The following is a 16,560-nucleotide window of genomic DNA, read 5'->3' on the forward strand; positions in this document are numbered from 1 at the left end:
CGGGCCGACGGCAGTGCACGACAGAGTTCCCCATCGACGAGGAGACCGCCATGGCGTCCGACCAGCAGCGATCCGCTGCAGACACCGCACCGACCGACGAGGCCAAGGCGAAGTTCCGGGAGGCGCTCGACCGGAAGAACGCGGCGCGCCACCGGACGGCCGACGGCGAGTCCAACACCGGGTCGGTGCACGGCTCCGAGACCGTCGGTCCGGTCCAGCGCACGTTCCGCCGCAAGTCCGGCTGACCTCCGTCCCGTCGTCCGGTCGCCCCGCACGGGGCGACCGGACGACGCGTGTCTGGGGTCAGTCCTCCGAGCGGGCGAAGCGCCGCCCCGTGAGCTCGCGGGCCTCGACCACGACCCACTCCTCGGTCGGCACGTCGACCGTGGGGACCAGCGGGTCCGCACCGTCCTGGACGGCGTCCACCTCGTGCTCGCTCCGGACGCGGTGCGCGGTCCCGCGGGCGACGACGCTCCACGCCCCGTCGTCGTCGACGTGGTCCCACTCGAGCGCGACGCGCTCGTTGGTCGCGAGGGTCGCGAGCTTGGTCCCCGGCACGGTGCGGAACGCGAGCGTGCGCTCGTGCGCCCGAACCGTGACGGGGTAGATGTCCGGCTCGCCCCGCACGCTCACGGCGAGGCGTGCGACGTGGGTCCCCTCCACGAGGTCCCACGACGCGTCGGCGTCGAGGATCTGCGGCCCGTCGTGCGTGTATCCGGTCATGCCTCATCGTGGCACCGACGCGGACGGGGCGCTCAGCGGCGAAGGTCATGCCGCCCGAGGACCTTCGCCGCGTGCGCCGGGCGACCGGCGCACGCGGCGAGATCGCTCGCGGGGGCGTCAGTCCAGGACGCGCAGGGCGATCGTCTGCTCCATCGCCGCCAGCGCGCCGATGACGGCGGGCTCGACGCGCGAGCCGACGTCGGTGACGACGTAGCCGATCTCGCCACGGGTGGCGAGCAGCTGGCCCTCGATGTTCGTGCCGTGCTCCGCGAGCGTCGCGTTGACGGCCGCGAGGACGCCCGGCGTGTTCCGGTGCAGGTGCGTGATGCGCGTGATCCCGGTGGTCTGCTCGAGCGCGAGGTTCGGCACGTTGACGCTGAGCGTCGTCGACCCCGTCGTGAGGTAGTCGCGCAGCTTGGCCGACACGAACTGGCCGATCGCCTCCTGCGCCTCCTCCGTCGAGCCGCCGATGTGCGGGGTGAGGATGACGTTCGGCAGGCCGCGCAGCTCGGAGTCGAACGCGTCGCCCTTGCGCTTCGGCTCGTGCGGGAACACGTCGACGGCAGCACCGGAGACGCGCCCCTCGACGATCGCCTCGCGCAGCGCGCCGTAGTCCACGACGAACCCGCGCGACAGGTTGAGGAAGATCGAGCCCTGGCGCATGCGGGCGAACTGCTTGGCGCCGAACAGCCCGGCGTTGCCCTGGCGCCCGTCGACGTGCAGCGTGACGACGTCCGCCTGCTCGAGCAGCTCGTCGAGCGTGTCCATGCGGCGCGCGTTGCCGAGCGCGAGCTTCTCCGCCGTGTCGTAGAACACGACCGACATGCCGAGATTCTCGGCGACCACGGAGAGCTGCGTGCCGATGTTGCCGTAGCCGACGATGCCGAGCGTGCGGCCACGGACCTCGTGCGCGCCCTCCGCCGACTTGTCCCAGCGGCCCTCGTGCAGCGCGCGGTCGCGCTCGGTGAGGCGGCGCGTGAGCGCGATGATCTCGGCGAGCGCGAGCTCGACGACGGAGCGCGTGTTCTGGAACGGCGCGTTGAACACGGCGACGCCCTGCGTCGCGGCCGAGCGCAGGTCGATCTGGTTCGTGCCGATGCAGAACGCGCCGAGCGCCACCAGGTCGGGGGCGTTCTCGAGCACGTTCGCGGTGACGTTCGTCTTGGACCGGATGCCGAGCAGGTGGACCCCGTCGAGGGCCTCGATCAGCTCGGACTCGTCGAGGGCGCCGGTGCGGACGGTGACGTCGATCCCCGCCGCCTCGAGGTTCGAGGCAGCGAGAGGGTGCAGGTTTTCAAGGAGGAGGGCGCGTAGCACGCTCCCATGGTGCGCCCGGTCCGCGGTCCGGACCAAACGGGTCTTGACCCTCGGGACGAGGTGAACGCCCGACCCGCGCGGCCCGGACCGCCGCGTCACGGGGCGACGCGCGCACCGCCGTCCGCGTCCGTGCTCGCCCGCGTGCTCGTGGGGGTGCTCGCTCGCGTCTCGGCACCCGGTCCGGTGCCGGCGACGCCCGCGGGGAGCGCGCGAGCGTGCACGACGACCAGGCGCTGGGTCGGGCGGGTCATGGCGACGTAGAGGTCCGACGCGCCCGACGGGCCGGTCGCGATGTCGGAAGGCTCCACGAGCACGACGGCGTCGAACTCCAGGCCCTTCACCTGCACCGGGTCGAGCACCGTGACCGGTGCGTCCGGACCGGCGTCCTCGAGGCCGAGAGCGACGCGCAGTTCCGCGACCGCCGGCGCTGCGGCGACGACGGCGACGCGCCCCGACTCCGCGGCGACGAACTCCGCGCGTGCGGCCTCGGCCTCGGCCCGGACCAGGGCGGCGAGGTCGGCGGGCGTCGCCTCGACGACGCGCAGCGCGTCCTCCACGTCGCGCGCGGACGTCAGCGGCGAGACCGGCAGCCCGGCGGCGAGGGCGGCGCGCCGTGCGGTGTCGGCCACCGAGGCCGGGGTGCGGTAGTTGACGGTCAGCTCCGCGAGTCGCCACGCGTCGCGGAACACCGGGTCGAGCATGCCCTTCCACGAGCGCGCGCCCGCGAGCGACGACGTCTGCGCGACGTCCCCGACGACGGTGAACGAGCGCGTCGGGCACCGGCGCACGAGCATGCGCCACGCCATCGCCGAGAGCTCCTGCGCCTCGTCGACCACGACGTGCCCGTACGTCCACGTGCGGTCCTGCGCGGCGCGCTCGGCCGTCGTGAGGCGCGGGCCGCTCGCCGAGAAGCGCTCGGCCAGCACGTCCGCACCGACGATCCCGCCGCCGGCGCCCGACGACTCGAGCACCTGCCGTGCGTACTCCAGGTCCTGCGCGCGCTGCGCCGCCCGTGCGGCGGCCTCGGCCCGCTCCGCCTGGTCGTCCTCGCCGAGCAGCTCGGCGGCCTCGTCGAGGAGCGGGACGTCCGCCGGCGTCCACGGCGAGCCCTTCGGCCGCTCCAGCAGGCGGCGGTCGGCCGGCGAGAGCTCGGGCGCCGCCTCGGCGAGCCGGTGCGGCTTGGTCCAGAGGTCCTCGACCAGGCGCTCGGGCGTGAGGGGCAGCCACGCGAGGTTGAGCGCGACGCGCACGTCGCGGTGGGAGCGCAGGTCCTCGAGGGCGAGCGCGCGGTCCTCGCCGACGAGCGGCTCGCCGAGCTGGCGGCCGTACTGGTCGACGAGCCGCGAGAGCATCTCGCGGACGAAGGTGACGCGCGCGAGGTTGTGCGGCTTGTGCGTGCGCCGGGCCTTGGCGATCGCGTCGCGGACGTCGCGGCGCCGGATCAGCAGGTCGTGGCCGTCGAGGCGCACCGGGACGTCCGCCGCGGGCACGCGCTCGCGTGCGCGCACCGCGCGTCGCACCGCCCGGGCCATGACGGCCCGGCCCTTGACGCGCGCGACGCGAGGGTCCTCTGCGCCGTCGACGACGACCCCGGGGAGGAGGTCGGCGATCGTCGTGCTGACGACCCCCGTCTCGCCGAGCGACGGCAGCACCTGGTCGATGTAGCGCAGGAACGAGTGGCTCGGACCGACGAGGAGGACCCCCGAGCGCTCCAGCACCCTCCGGTGCGCGTAGAGAAGATACGCGGCGCGGTGGAGGGCGACGGCCGTCTTGCCCGTGCCCGGGCCGCCCTGCACGACGAGCGCGCCGGCCAGCCCCGACCGGATGATCGCGTCCTGCTCGGACTGGATCGTCGCGACGATGTCGCCCATGCGCCCGGTGCGTCCCGCGGCCATCGCGGCGAGGAGCGCGCCCTCGCCCGAGAGCGTCGTCCCGGTCACGGCCTCGGGCGCGTCCAGGTCCAGGAGCTCGTCCTCGAGGCCCGTGACGTCGCGCCCGCGCGTCACCAGGTGGCGCCGTCGGACGACGCCGTCGGGGTGGGCCGCCGTCGCGCGGTAGAACGACTGCGCCGCGGGCGCACGCCAGTCGGTGAGGAGGCTCGTGTGCTCGGCGTCGGTCAGGCCGATGCGCCCGACGTAGCGGCGCGTGCCGTCGTCGAGGTCGAGCCGACCGAACGCGAGCCGGTCCTCGACCGCGTCGAGCTGTGCGACACGGTCCTCGTACAGCGTCGCGAACGCGTCGCGCTCGCTCCGGTTCTGCGGCGAGCCGGACGGTCCGGACCGACGGACGCCGTCGAGCCGCGCGCGGGCGGCGGCACGCAGCTCGTCGAGGCGCGCGTAGAGGGTGTCCACGACCTCCTGCTCGAGCCGGAGCTCGTCGTTGCGTCCCACGCTGTCCCTTCCCTCGGTCGGGCGTCGCGCCCGAGCGCCCGCCCGTGACACGGCCGTCCATTATGGCCCACGGGCGCCCGGTCCCGGTCCGGTCCTCGGCGCGTCCCGCACCCGTGACCGGGCTCGACGCGCGGCTGACGCTAGGATCGTGGGCCATGGCGACCAGAGGGGAGCGGGCGTCGTGACCGGGACCGACCGGCAGGTCCCCGCGCGACCCTCTGCGCGGGGCGACGAGGCCGGCGCGCGTGACCAGGTGCTGTCCGAGCGCGCGGTCCTCGCCCCCACGGACGAGCTGCGCATCCTCCTCGTCGAGGACGACGACGGGGACGCGATCCTCGTCGAGGAGCTGCTGGCGGACGGCGACCTCACGGTCGAGCTCCATCGTGCGACGACGCTCGACGCCGCGCTCGAGATGCTCGTCTCGCGGCACGTCGACTGCGTCCTGCTGGACCTCGGGCTGCCCGACTCCGTCGGGCTGTCGGCGGTCGAGCGGGTGCGGACCGGCGCCCACCCGCCCGCCCTGGTGGTCCTCACCGGGCACTCGGGCATCGACCTCGGCGTCCAGGCCGTCGCGGCCGGCGCCGACGACTACCTGGTGAAGGGCGAGGTCGACGGCGACCTCCTGGGCCGGTCGGTGCGCTACGCCGTGCAGCGGCGCATGTCCGTCGAGCAGCAGCGCGCGCTGTACCGCAGCGAGGTGCGGGCGGCCGAGACCGCTCGCCTGGAGCGCGCGCTCCTGCCCACGCCGCTCGTCCAGGACGACCGGCTCGACGTCATGGTGGGCTACGTCCCCGGCGGCAACGGTCTCCTGGGCGGCGACTTCTTCGACGCGGTCGAGCGCCCGGACGGGACGGTGCTGTGCGTCATCGGCGACGTCGCGGGCCACGGTCCGGACGAGGCGGCGTTGGGCGCGACGCTGCGCACGGCCTGGCGCACCATCGTGCTCTCCGACACCCAGCCGGAGGGCATCCTCCCGCTCCTGGAGCGGGTCCTCGTGCCCGAGCGCGCCCGCCCCGAGGTCTTCGTCACCCTCTGCCAGGTCCTCGTGTCCGCAGACCGCCGTCGTGCCGAGGTCTACCTCGCGGGGCACCTCGCGCCGCTCCTGCTGCGCGACACCGCGACCGAGATTACGCCCACGGCGCGCGGCCGCGCTCTGGGGATCCCCGTCCAGGGAGGGTGGACGTCGCAGTCCGTCGACCTCGGGGAGCGCTGGGCGCTCATGCTCTACACGGACGGGCTCGTCGAGGCGACGGTCGCCCGGCCGGGGACCACCGCGGGGTCCCGCGCCCGCCCCGAGCGCGTCGGCGTCGACGGCCTGCGCCGCGCCGTCGACCGCGCGCTCGAGCAGGGCGTCGAGGGGGTCGTGGAGCGCGTGTTCCGCCGCGTGCGCGACCTGCACGGCGGGCCGCTGGCGGACGATGCCGCGCTCCTCGTGCTCGGCTGGGGCGGGGACGAGAGCACCCCCGGCGAGCGCACGGCGACGCTCGCCGACTCGGACGAGTGGGCCCGGTGACGCCGGCGGTGAGCGAGACGACCAGCACGGGGCACGCCGGGCGTCGGCGCGCCCCCACCCTGCGCCGCCGGCTCGGGTGGGCGCTCGTCGTCGCGGGCGTGATCCTGCTCGGCGTGCTCGCGACGTCGGCCATCGCGCTCTCGCGCGTGCTGACCACCCAGGGGGAGGTCACCGGGCCGTTCTTCGACGCGGTGACCGAGGCGGACGCCGCGTACGTGGGCCTGCTCGACGCCGAGGTGGCGGTGCGCGCGTACGTCGCGACCGGGGACGACACGGCGCTCGAGGCCTACACCCGAGCGGTCGGGAGGGATGCCGAGGGCGTCGTCCCGGGCCCCGCGCTCGTGGACCTGCTCGGGCTCGACGAGGAGCAGGCGGCGACGCTCGCCCAGGCCGACGCGTCCGTGCGCGCCTGGGTCACCGACTACGCCGAGCCCGCGATCGCGACCACCGAGGACGACGGCCCAGGGCGGGTGCGCGCCGTGGACCAGGCGCACGGGGCCGAGCTGTTCGCCGACGCACGGGCCGACACCGCCCGGTACGTCGACGCGATCCGCGCCGAGCGCATCGAGCGGCTCGACACGCTCGACCGCTGGAGCCGGGCCCTCTTCGGGAGCGTCCTCGTCCTCGTGGGCTCGGCGCTCGCGGTCGGGATCATCCTCTGGGTGTGCCTCAAGCGCTGGGTCACCGAGCCGATGGCCGAGCTCGCGCACCGCGTGCGGCTCGTGAGCTCCGGGAGCCTCGACGAGCCGGTCGTCACCTCCGGCCCGGCGGAGATCGCGGACCTCGCCCAGGACGTCGAGCACATGCGCGTCGAGCTCGTCAACCAGGTCGCCGAGATCAAGGCGTCGCACGAGGACGCGGCCCGCTCGCACGAGCTGCTCGCGGAGCAGGCGCGCGAGCTCGAGCGGTCCAACCGCGACCTCGAGCAGTTCGCCTACGTCGCGTCCCACGACCTCCAGGAGCCGCTGCGCAAGGTCGCGAGCTTCACGCAGCTCCTCAAGAAGCGGTACGGGGGCGAGCTCGACGACCGCGCGGACCAGTACATCGACTTCGCGGTCGACGGCGCCAAGCGCATGCAGCGGCTCATCCAGGACCTGCTCGGCTTCTCACGGGTCGGTCGGACGGGCAACGAGCGCGTCGACGTGGACCTCGAGCAGGAGCTCGAGGGCGTGCTCGAGGACCTGTCCGAGAAGATCGCGGAGACGGGGGCGAGCATCACGCACGACCCGCTGCCCGTCGTCGTCGGCGAGCGGGCGCTCCTGCACCAGCTCCTGGCCAACCTCGTGGGCAACGCGCTGAAGTTCCGCGACCCCGACCGGCCGCCGGTCGTGCACGTGGGCGTGCTCGCACGCGACACGCACTGGGAGATCTCGGTCGAGGACAACGGCATCGGGATCGACCCGCAGTACGCCGAGCGCGTGTTCGTCATCTTCCAGCGGCTGCACGCCAAGGACGTGTACGAGGGCACCGGGATCGGCCTCGCCCTGTGCAAGCGCATCGTCGAGTACCACGGCGGCCGGATCTGGATCGAGCCGCGCGAGGGCGGGACGACGATCCGCTTCACGCTCGCCCACGCGTACGTGCACGCGCAGGTCGGCTACGCTCGCTCCGACCACGACGGCGCGGAGCAGTGACACCTGACCGACCCCTGGGCGGCACGGCCCGCGCGCGCCACGACGACGAGGAGAACCCCGCATGAGCCACGGCAGCAAGCCGATCGACGTCCTCCTGGTGGAGGACGACCCCGGCGACGTGCTCATGACGCGCGAGGCGTTCGAGGACCACAAGGTCACCAACCGGCTCTCGGTGGTCTCCGACGGGGTGAGCGCGCTCCAGTTCCTGCGCAAGGAGGGCGAGCACGAGGGCGCCCCGACGCCGGACCTCATCCTGCTCGACCTCAACCTGCCCCGGATGGACGGGCGCGAGGTCCTCGCCGAGCTCAAGGCGGACGAGGCACTGCGCAAGATCCCCGTCGTCGTGCTGACGACGTCCGAGGCCGAGGAGGACGTCGTGCGCAGCTATTCGCTGCACGCCAACGCCTACGTGACCAAGCCGGTCGACTTCGATCGTTTCATCGACGTCGTGCGCCAGATCGACGACTTCTTCGTCTCCGTGGTGCGGCTGCCCGGTCGCTGACCCGGGCGCGGGCCGGTCCGGGGACCCTCCGAGAGCACGAGCCGGTCTCGCCGGGTCGGGAAGAACCGCGGGACGAGCCGTGTTGTCCTCGTCAGGCCCGTCGCGCGCCGTCGGCAGCGCACGGGCGAAGGACGTCACGAGGAGGATGCATGCTGGACCCTCGCGGGATCTACGAGCTCGACGAGCAGGCCGTGGCACGCCTGTGGCCCACGCCGCCCGAGCCGGGCGCGGGGCCCGTGCTGCTGCACGCGGTCGCGGGGTTCGTCGACGCGGGCAGCGCGGGCGAGGTCGCGGTCGACCACCTGCTGGGGATCGGCGAGGTCACCCGTGTGGTGACGTTCGACGTGGACCAGCTCCTCGACTACCGATCCAAGCGCGCCACGATGACCTTCAGCACGGACCGCTGGTCCGACTACGACGAGCCGCACCTCGTGATCGACCACGTGCGCGACGCCGAGGGGACGGGGTTCCTCCTGCTGCACGGCGCCGAGCCCGACGTGCAGTGGGAGCGCGTGGTCGCCGCGGTGCGCGACGTCGTCGAGCGCCTGGGCGTGTCGCTCACGGTCGGCTTCCACGGCATCCCGATGGGGATCCCGCACACGCGACCCCTGTCGGTCACCGCCCACGCGACGCGGCCGGAGCTGCTGGGGGAGCACACGTCGTGGTTCGGCACGGTGAAGGTGCCGGCCAGCCTGGCGGCCCTGCTGGAGCTGCGGCTCGGCCGGGCGGAGCACGACGCGCTCGGCGTCACCGTGCACGTGCCGCACTACCTGGCGCAGTCGTCGTACCCTCCGGCTGCTGTGGTCGCGCTCGAGCACGTGCAGCGCGTCACCGGCCTGGACCTCGCGACCAGCGGGCTCGCGGAGGCCGTGCAGGACGCGACGACCGAGGTCGAGCGGCAGGTGCGCGACTCCGAGGAGGTCGCCGCGGTCGTGCGCGCCCTCGAGGAGCAGTACGACGCGTTCGCGCGCTCCGTCGGGCGAACGAGCCTGCTGGCGGAGTCCGCGCCGATCCCGACGGCGGACGAGCTCGGTGCCGAGTTCGAGCGTTTCCTCGCCCAGCAGTCGGGAGACTGAGCCGCGTCGACCCGGTCCACCCCGGTCTCGCGGACCGGGGTGGAATGTCCCCAAAAATCACCACGAGAGGTGGCGAGTTCCATGGCGGACCGGACGTGGTCCGTGCCACACTGTCACCCGTTGCAGTGACGTACTTGCGCACGACCCGGTGCAGGGCCGGCACGTGGGTCCGCCCGGCGGGGTGGTCCGGCGTCGGGCCTGCCGGCCGCACACGGCCGGGGCGCCGGCGAAGGACGTGGGACATGGCATTGCGGCGCACGGGGGTGGACGAAGGGTCCGCTCGCTGATGTCCCCGGATGGACAGAAGGTCAGAGGAAGAGCATGGCGCAGGGTTCTGTGAAGTGGTTCAACGCCGAGAAGGGCTACGGCTTCATCGCGCAGGACGGCGGCGGTGCCGACGTCTTCGTGCACTACTCGGCGATCGAGTCGAACGGGTACCGCACGCTCGACGAGGCGCAGCGGGTCGAGTTCGAGATCACCCAGGGGCCGAAGGGCCCGCAGGCGGAGAAGGTTCGTCCGCTCTGACGTCCACGACGTCTGACGGCCGGGCCACCCGGTCGTCGCAGCAGTGCAGGAGCCGCGCCCCTCGGGCGCGGCTCCTGTCGCGTCTCACGACCCTTCTGCCACGGTGCCGCCGGTCGCCACCTCCTCGGGATCGTCGAGCACCGGCGCGGTGCCCACGAACGCGCGGAGCTCGTCGCCCGTGACGACGCGCGCCGGGACGGCGAGCGAGCGGACGGCGCGCGCCAGCGTCGTGCTCGACAGGCTCGGCGCGCCTGACCCGGCACGGACCGCGGCGAGCACGACGTTGCCGTAGCGCCTGCCCTTGAGCTGCGCGGGTTCCGCGATCGCCGCGACCCGGCCCTCCGCGGCGGACGGCTCCCCGAACGCTGCCGCGAGGGTCGCGGCCTCGCGGCGTGCCGTCGTGAGCGGCGGACGGTCGGCGCAGTTGACCAGGTAGACGCCGCCCGGGCGCAGGACGCGGTGCACCTCGACCGCCATGCCGAGGGTCGTGAGGTGGTCGGGGGTGCGGTCGCCGTCGAACACGTCGCGCACGACGACGTCGTACGAGGCGTCGGGCAGGCTCGCCACCGCGTGCCGCGCGTCGTCGGGACGCAGCCGGAGGCGCGGTGCCCGCGGCAGGTCGAACCACGTGCGCACCAGCTCGAGCAGACGGGCGTCGAGGTCGACCCCGAGCTGGGTCGACCCCGGCCGGGTGTGCTCGACCCAGCGGGGCAGGCTGCACCCCGCCGCGCCGAGGTGCAGCGCGCGCAGGGGCGCCGGGCCGAGCTCGTCCATGACGGCCGCCATCTGCTGCATGTACTCGAACGCGAGCATTCCGGGGTCGTCGAGGTCGAGGTACGAGCTCGGGACGCCGTTGACGAAGAGCGTGACGGCCGACGGGAGGTCGGGGTCGCGCTCGACGTACGCGGTCCCCGTCGACGTCGGCACGGGCCTGGTCGGGAGCTCCGTCCCGGCGGCCCCGCCGCGGCCCCCGCTTCCCCGCCGCCGGGACGGTGTGGGTGGCGCGGAGGACCCTGAGGAGCGTCGGGAGGTGCGGTGAGCCATGTGCCCACCGTACGGGCTGGAGGCCGCCCGGCGTTGACAGGATCGAACAGGTGTTCGATAGTGGAGGAGGAGGTGCGCGATGTCGAACGAAGCAGGCGCGAGGGGGGCGGTCGCCGTCCCCGCCGAGGTCCGTCGGCTGCTGGACCGCGCGGACGCGGAGCTCGTCGCGGCGGCGATCGCGCAGGACGCGGGCGAGCGGTTCGTGCACGCCCACCTCGGTGCCCTGCGCGCCGCGGCGGCGGTCGTCGCCCTGCGCGCCCGGCCGGTGCGCCGTGGACGGGCCCGCTCAGTGTGGGACCAGCTCGCGGACGCCGAGCCGTCGCTCGCAGCCTGGTCCGGCTACTTCGCGAGCGGGGCGCGCGTCCGCGCTGCCGTCGACGCGGGTCGGTTCGACGCCGTCGACCCGCGCCGGGCCGACGAGCTCATGGCGTGCGCGGAGGACTTTCGCGACGAGGTCGCGATGCTCGTCGACCCGGACGCCGGTTTCGTCCGGCTGCCCGGTCTGCGGACGGTGGCGTCGTGACCGTGGCGCCGCCTGCGTCGAACGCCCGATGAGGCGGCGATGAGCCGGGGGCCGCGCGCGGTCGTCCGCCGCGACTGGGGCGACGACGAGGACGGGTGCTCCATCCTCCACGTCGACATGGACGCGTTCTTCGCGTCCGTCGAGCTCGCCCGGCGGCCTCAGCTCGTGGGACGACCGGTCATCGTCGGCGGCGCGGAACGAGGCGTCGTCCTCGCGGCGACGTACGAGGCGCGGGCGTTCGGCGTCCACTCGGCGATGCCGATGGTGACCGCGCGCCGGTTGTGCCCGCAGGCGATCGTCGTCCCGCCGGACCACACGCGCTACTACGAGGTCTCCCGCGCGGTCATGGCGGCGATCGGCGAGATCACCGCGCTCGTGGAGCAGGTGAGCGTCGACGAGGCCTTCCTCGACGTGAGCGGGGCGCGGCGGCGCCTCGGGCCCCCGACGCGGATCGCGGCCGAGCTCCGGCGTCGCGTGCGGGCCGAGCACGGCATCACCTGCTCGGTCGGGATCGCGACGAACAAGTTCGTCGCCAAGCTGGCCTCGACGCATGCCAAGCCCGACGGCGTGCTCCTCGTGCCGGCGGCCGCCACCGTCCCGTTCCTGCGCACGCTGCCCGTCGGCGCGCTGTGGGGCGTGGGGGAGCGGACCGAGAGCGTGCTCGCGCAGTGGGGCATCCGCACGGTCGCCGAGCTCGCCGACACGGACGTGGCGTCGCTCCAGACGGCGGTCGGCAAGGTCGCGGGAGCGCACCTGCACGACCTCGCGTGGGGGCGCGACCCCCGGCCGGTCGAGCCGGAGCGGTCGGAGCGGAGCATCGGTGCCGAGACGACGTTCGCGCACGACCTGCGCGACCTCACGGCGGTCCAGGCGCGCGTGCTGGAGCTCGCGGACCGGTGCGCCGGCCGGTTGCGTCACCAGGGTCTCGTCGCGCGCACCGTGAGCGTGAAGGTCCGGACGAGCGACTTCCGCACCGTGACCCGAGCGCGGACCCTCGGCGCCCCGACGGACGTCGCGCGCGAGATCTACCTCGTGGCGCGCGAGCTCGTCGCGAGCGTCGACCTGCGCGGCCTCGCCGTCCGGCTCGTGGGCGTCCGTGCCGAGGGTCTCGAACCGCGTGCGGAGGCCGTCGTGCAGCCCACGCTCGAGGAAGCCGTCGAGGAGGCGGGCGCGGTCCGGCGTCGGGTGGAGGAGGCGGTCGACGCGGTCCGAGGGCGGTTCGGGGTGAGATCCATCGCCATGGGGCCGGCGAGGGCCCGCTCGACTACCACCCCCGCGGATGTCGATCTATCCTGAGGGTGACACACGACCACGTGGAGAAACGGGGTGCTCATGCCTCTGTCTGAGTACGAGCAGCGGGTATTGGAGCAGATGGAGCGCGCGCTCACCTCGGACGATCCGCGGTTGGCCAACACGCTCCAGGCGCCACGGCGACGTTCGGCGCTGCGTTACGTCCTGGCCGGAGTCGGCGTCGTCGGCGGTCTCCTCCTCCTCGTGCTGGGTGCTGCGCTCTCGCAGACCTGGCTCGGGGTGATCGGCTTCGTCCTCATGTTCGGGGGCGTCGTCCTGGTCTTCCAGTCTCCGCGCTCGTCGCGCAAGGGACCGGTGGGGACCGTCGAGGCGGACGGCACCGTCCGCCCGGCCGCGCCGAGCAAGCCTTCCCGCAAGCCGCTCCTCAGCCGACTGGAAGAGCGCTGGGACCGTCGGCGCGAGCAGGACGGTCGCTGAGCGACTCCTCGACGGTGTCGACCGCCGCGTCGACGAGCTCCTGGAGCCGGTCGGGGCGGGTGACCGTCCGCGGCTCCGGGGCGTAGCGCTCGGCCTCGAGGGCCGACGCCAGCCCGGCAACGGCCTCGGCGACGTCCTCGTCGCGCGGGTGCTGCCCGCGACGGGCCTGCAGCGCCGCGACGACCGCCGCGGGAACGCGCCGGGGTGTCGTCGACGTCGGCCACCGGACCTCGAGCGCCCCGAGCCGGTCGGTGAGCTCCGCCCACGCGTCCTCGGCGTCCCGCAGGCTCTGCGTCTCGGACCGGCGACGGAGCGCGAGCCACAGCGCCCCGCCGACGGCGATCGCGACGAGGAGCGCGACTCCCACGACGAGCGGCCAGGGTGCCCCGTCGTCCTGAGAGCCGCCGGTCGTCCCGCCCGTGCCGGGCGTGGTGGGCACGGGGCTCGCGGGCGCGGACGGCGCCGCGGTCGTCGCGCCCGGCGTCGGCACGTTGCCCGGGTCTCCCGGGCCCCCCGGCGTCACGGCCACGGGCGTCGCCCACCGCGGGGTGGGGCCCGTCTGCTGGGCCGGGGTCGGCTCGAACCGCACCCAGCCCTGCCCCGGGAACCAGAGCTCCGGCCAGGCGTGGGAGTCACGACCGGTGACCTGGAAGCTTGCGTCGTCGACGCGTTCGCCCGGCAGGAAGCCGACGCCGAGCCGTGCCGGGATGCCGAGGGTCCGCGCCATCATCGTCATCGAGGTCGCGAACTGGACGCAGTATCCCGTCCGGTCCTGGAGGAAGTCCCAGACGGCGTCGCCGGAGTCGCCCGGCGGCACCTCGGTCGAGTAGGTGAACTGCGAGACGTCACGGAAGTAGGTCTGCAGGGCGAGCGCCTGGTCGTAGCGCGTCGGCGCTCCGTCGACCACGGCGGTGGCCAGGTCGCGGATGTCCTGCTCGTGCTCCGTCGCGGGCACGTCGAGATAGTTGGGGTCGTCCGGGTCCGCGCCGGTCGCCCCGCGCAGCGTCGCCGCGTCCAGCGGGCGGGGGAAGACCGCGAGCTCGTACGCGGTGCCCGCGCCCGTGGGCCGGTCCCCGAGCACCTCGTCGCGGACGTCGTCGTACGACCAGTCGCCGTCGATGTCCACCGCGCGGGGCTCGGTCGGGACGGGGAGCCTGGTGTCCCGCAGCGACTCGAGCGTGACGCGCACCGACGCGGGCTCCTCGAGCCCGGCCGGGTCGGTGGGCCACAGCACCTGGTCCGCGCCCTCGATCGGGGTGCCGTCGCGGTCCGCGCCGCGCCGCCAGTTCGTCCCGTCGAAGCCCGTGAGGGTGAACACGCGGAGCGGGCCGACCTCGCCCGCGTCGGTCCGGTAGCGCAGCACCACCTCGCCCGAGCGCTCCGCGAGGTCGCGCCGCATGTCGAGGTCGTCGGAGAGCCGCACCGTCTGCCCGGTCGAGGAGAACAGGCGTGACCACGACGCGGACGCGACCTCGGGGAGCGAGGCGCTCGCCGAACCGAGACCCAGGGCGACGACCGCGACGGCGACCGCCACGACGAGCGCGCCGGCGGCCCGCAGGCCGCCGGCCGCACGGTCCTCCGCGCGGCGCGCGGACGCGCCGCGCCGCACGGTGCGGTGCGGGTTGTCGACCGCGAGGAGCAGGACGAGCGCGACCACGGTCACGACGAACGCCAGGGGCGGGATCTCGCCCATGATGACGAGCCCCGGGACCCACAGAGCGAGGAGCGGCAGCGCGACCCCGGCGCTCAGGCGCAGCCCGCCCGCCATGAGGTCGGCGACGAGGAAGACGACGACCGCGCCCCCGACCGCCATGAGCGCGATCGGCAGGCTCGGGTCGATCGGGGCGACCTCCGCGAGCGTGAGGTCCCGCGCGGTGGAGAGCCGGGACAGGACCCGGTCGACGTTGGAGAGGCCGATGAGGAGCGAGAAGCGGTCGGTCGGGCCCCCGTAGAGCCCGAGCAGGGCCCAGAGGCCGACGACGAGACCCGCGAGCGAGGGGAGCAGCGCTGCCGGCGGGGCGAGGACCTCGCCCCGTGCGGCGTGGCCCCGCTCGAGGGCGTAGCGCGAGATCCCGGTCACGAGCGCCAGGACCGCGACGGTGCGCACGGCGGTGCCGGTCCAGCCACCCGGCCCGATGACGCTCCCGAGCGCGTACGTCGACGCGACGACGGCGACGGCGACGAGCCCGCTCGTCGCGAGCACGCGGAAGGCGACGGCGGTCGAGGGGTCCGGTCGGGACGTGGTCATCGCGAGCCCTCCACGAGCAGGGTCCAGGCGTGCTCCAGGGACGCCGACGGGTCGACGAGCGCCGCGTGCCACCCGGTGGACCGCAGGGCGGCCACTGTCTCGACCGCGTCGGCGTGCTCGGGCGCCCAGGGCCGGGCGCTCACGACGAGCGCGCGGTGCAGGCCGTCCCCGGCCATGGCCGCGACCGTGTGCCGGGCGACGGAGCCGAGCGGGCCGAGCACCGCGACGGTGATCTCGCCCGGGCGCCGGTCCCGCCGCAGCGCCTCGGAGGTTGCGACGACGGAGCGGTCGGCGTCCGCGACCACGTGGTGCCCGTGGAGGTCGACGGTGGCGTCCAAGAGGTCGGCGGGCCCCTCGCCCGAGCGGTTGACGCGGAAGCCGGTGCCTGACACGACCGGCGCGAGCGACGTCGGGACGAGCCGGACGGGGTGACCTGCCTGGAGGAGCGACACGCCGATCGACGCCGCGCACTCGACCGCCCACTCGCCGTCGGCGAGGGCGCGCGGGCTCGAGGCGGCGAGCTCCGGGTGGGGCAGAAGACCGCGGTCCAGGAGGACGCTGACGGGCGGCAGGCCCGCGCTCTCGTCCGCGCGGACCATGAGCTGTCCGTGCCGGGCCGCGCTGGCCCAGTGCACGCGCCGCGGGTCGTCGCCGGCGACGTAGTCGCGCAGCACCGAGTCGTCGCTCGACGCGAGCCGAGCACCCGACGCGGAGCGCTCGTGCTCGCCGAACGCCCGCGAACCGCGGACGGGCAGCTCGACCGTGCGCGGCCACACCGCGACGGCGGTGGGGTCGCCGAGCTCCTGGGTCGCGCTGACCAGGCCGAAGAGGTCGACCCGTGTCGTGAGGAGCGGGCCGAGCGGCCACCGGCCGCGGCGGAGCGGGCGCAGGCGGTAGCGGACCGCGATGTGGTCGCCCACCGTCGCGACCTGTGCCCGCAGGGAGCCCTGGTCGCACAGCTCGTGCGCCGCCTGCTCGCTGATCCGCAGGCGGGCGAGCGTCGTGGCGGTGGACGACGTCGCCCGCGCGGCCGCGACCGTGAGGCGTGCCGTCGTGAACTGCCCGCGCACGGCGGGGTTCGGCTGGACGCGGCGCGTCACGTGCAGGGCGCCACGGCCGCGGTCGATCCGGCGGACGGCCATCCAGCACCAGGCGGCGCCGACGGCGAGCGCCCCGGCGACTCCGAGCCCGACGAGGTCGGGCAGCCCGAGCGTCACGCCCAGGACGGCGAGCGCGACGCCGGCGCCGAGCACGGCCGTGCCGCGGCGGGTCAGGCGCGCGCTGGCGAGGCTCCTGCCCCTGCCGCGGAGCCGTGCGAGGAACGACGGGGCGCGCAC

Annotated in this window: 15 protein-coding genes; 9 read left to right on the plus strand and 6 right to left on the minus strand. The window is 74.7% G+C overall.

The features are described 5' to 3' along the window. Window positions 1–50: 50 nt before the first annotated feature. Window positions 51–245 (plus strand): DUF5302 domain-containing protein, encoded by a 195-nt coding sequence (locus AC6CH9_RS13305; RefSeq protein ID WP_047233781.1) that lies wholly within the window; start codon window positions 51–53, stop codon window positions 243–245. A gap of 58 nt (window positions 246–303) precedes the next feature. Here the strand turns inward: AC6CH9_RS13305 and AC6CH9_RS13310 are convergent, their stop codons facing one another. From AC6CH9_RS13310 to AC6CH9_RS13320, 3 genes are all read right to left on the minus strand, one after another. Next, window positions 304–723, minus strand: coding sequence for a pyridoxamine 5'-phosphate oxidase family protein (locus tag AC6CH9_RS13310; RefSeq protein ID WP_378232503.1), 420 nt, complete (start codon window positions 721–723; stop codon window positions 304–306). Between the two features lie 117 nt (window positions 724–840). After that, window positions 841–2,040, minus strand: a complete 1,200-nt coding sequence (gene serA, locus AC6CH9_RS13315; RefSeq protein ID WP_498155309.1) for a phosphoglycerate dehydrogenase — start codon at window positions 2,038–2,040, stop codon at window positions 841–843. A gap of 95 nt (window positions 2,041–2,135) precedes the next feature. Then, window positions 2,136–4,430, minus strand: coding sequence for a HelD family protein (locus tag AC6CH9_RS13320; RefSeq protein WP_498155310.1), 2,295 nt, complete (start codon window positions 4,428–4,430; stop codon window positions 2,136–2,138). Window positions 4,431–4,611: 181 nt separating this feature from the next. On the opposite strand from AC6CH9_RS13320, the gene AC6CH9_RS13325 reads away from it, so the two are divergent. The 5 genes from AC6CH9_RS13325 to AC6CH9_RS13345 all read left to right on the plus strand — a co-directional run bounded on the left by AC6CH9_RS13325 (window position 4,612) and on the right by AC6CH9_RS13345 (window position 9,680). Further along, a complete protein-coding gene (locus tag AC6CH9_RS13325) occupies window positions 4,612–5,943 on the plus strand; it encodes a PP2C family protein-serine/threonine phosphatase (RefSeq protein ID WP_498155311.1) in 1,332 nt (443 codons plus the stop codon). A gap of 8 nt (window positions 5,944–5,951) precedes the next feature. Beyond that, window positions 5,952–7,577 (plus strand): sensor histidine kinase, encoded by a 1,626-nt coding sequence (locus AC6CH9_RS13330; RefSeq protein WP_498155312.1) that lies wholly within the window; start codon window positions 5,952–5,954, stop codon window positions 7,575–7,577. Between the two features lie 61 nt (window positions 7,578–7,638). After that, window positions 7,639–8,079: a response regulator gene (locus AC6CH9_RS13335; protein WP_047233762.1), complete on the plus strand. Its 441-nt coding sequence runs from the start codon at window positions 7,639–7,641 to the stop codon at window positions 8,077–8,079. Between the two features lie 149 nt (window positions 8,080–8,228). Continuing rightward, complete coding sequence (locus AC6CH9_RS13340; protein ID WP_498155313.1) at window positions 8,229–9,155, plus strand: proteasome assembly chaperone family protein; 927 nt, start codon at window positions 8,229–8,231, stop codon at window positions 9,153–9,155. A gap of 321 nt (window positions 9,156–9,476) precedes the next feature. Further along, on the plus strand, window positions 9,477–9,680 hold the full coding sequence (locus AC6CH9_RS13345; protein ID WP_034655075.1) for a cold-shock protein: 204 nt from the start codon (window positions 9,477–9,479) through the stop codon (window positions 9,678–9,680). An 84-nt stretch (window positions 9,681–9,764) separates the two neighbouring features. Here the strand turns inward: AC6CH9_RS13345 and AC6CH9_RS13350 are convergent, their stop codons facing one another. Beyond that, window positions 9,765–10,607, minus strand: coding sequence for a spermidine synthase (locus tag AC6CH9_RS13350; protein WP_498155314.1), 843 nt, complete (start codon window positions 10,605–10,607; stop codon window positions 9,765–9,767). A gap of 196 nt (window positions 10,608–10,803) precedes the next feature. On the opposite strand from AC6CH9_RS13350, the gene AC6CH9_RS13355 reads away from it, so the two are divergent. Genes AC6CH9_RS13355 through AC6CH9_RS13365 form a run of 3 tightly spaced genes read left to right on the plus strand, consistent with a single transcriptional unit; the run spans window position 10,804 to window position 12,975 of the window. Then, window positions 10,804–11,247: an SAV_6107 family HEPN domain-containing protein gene (locus AC6CH9_RS13355; RefSeq protein ID WP_498155315.1), complete on the plus strand. Its 444-nt coding sequence runs from the start codon at window positions 10,804–10,806 to the stop codon at window positions 11,245–11,247. 39 nt (window positions 11,248–11,286) lie between these two features. Further along, window positions 11,287–12,543, plus strand: coding sequence for a DNA polymerase IV (locus AC6CH9_RS13360; protein ID WP_498155316.1), 1,257 nt, complete (start codon window positions 11,287–11,289; stop codon window positions 12,541–12,543). Window positions 12,544–12,579: 36 nt separating this feature from the next. Next, window positions 12,580–12,975, plus strand: a complete 396-nt coding sequence (locus tag AC6CH9_RS13365; protein WP_498155317.1) for an SCO2097 family morphological protein — start codon at window positions 12,580–12,582, stop codon at window positions 12,973–12,975. Here AC6CH9_RS13365 and AC6CH9_RS13370 read toward each other — a convergent pair. Then, a complete protein-coding gene (locus tag AC6CH9_RS13370; RefSeq protein ID WP_498155318.1) occupies window positions 12,923–15,223 on the minus strand; it encodes a transglutaminase TgpA family protein in 2,301 nt (766 codons plus the stop codon). The genes AC6CH9_RS13365 and AC6CH9_RS13370 overlap by 53 nt on opposite strands. Next, complete coding sequence (locus tag AC6CH9_RS13375; RefSeq protein ID WP_498155319.1) at window positions 15,220–16,560, minus strand: DUF58 domain-containing protein; 1,341 nt, start codon at window positions 16,558–16,560, stop codon at window positions 15,220–15,222. The genes AC6CH9_RS13370 and AC6CH9_RS13375 overlap by 4 nt, the downstream gene beginning before the upstream one ends.

This window comes from Cellulosimicrobium sp. GQ32, from assembly GCF_059758455.1.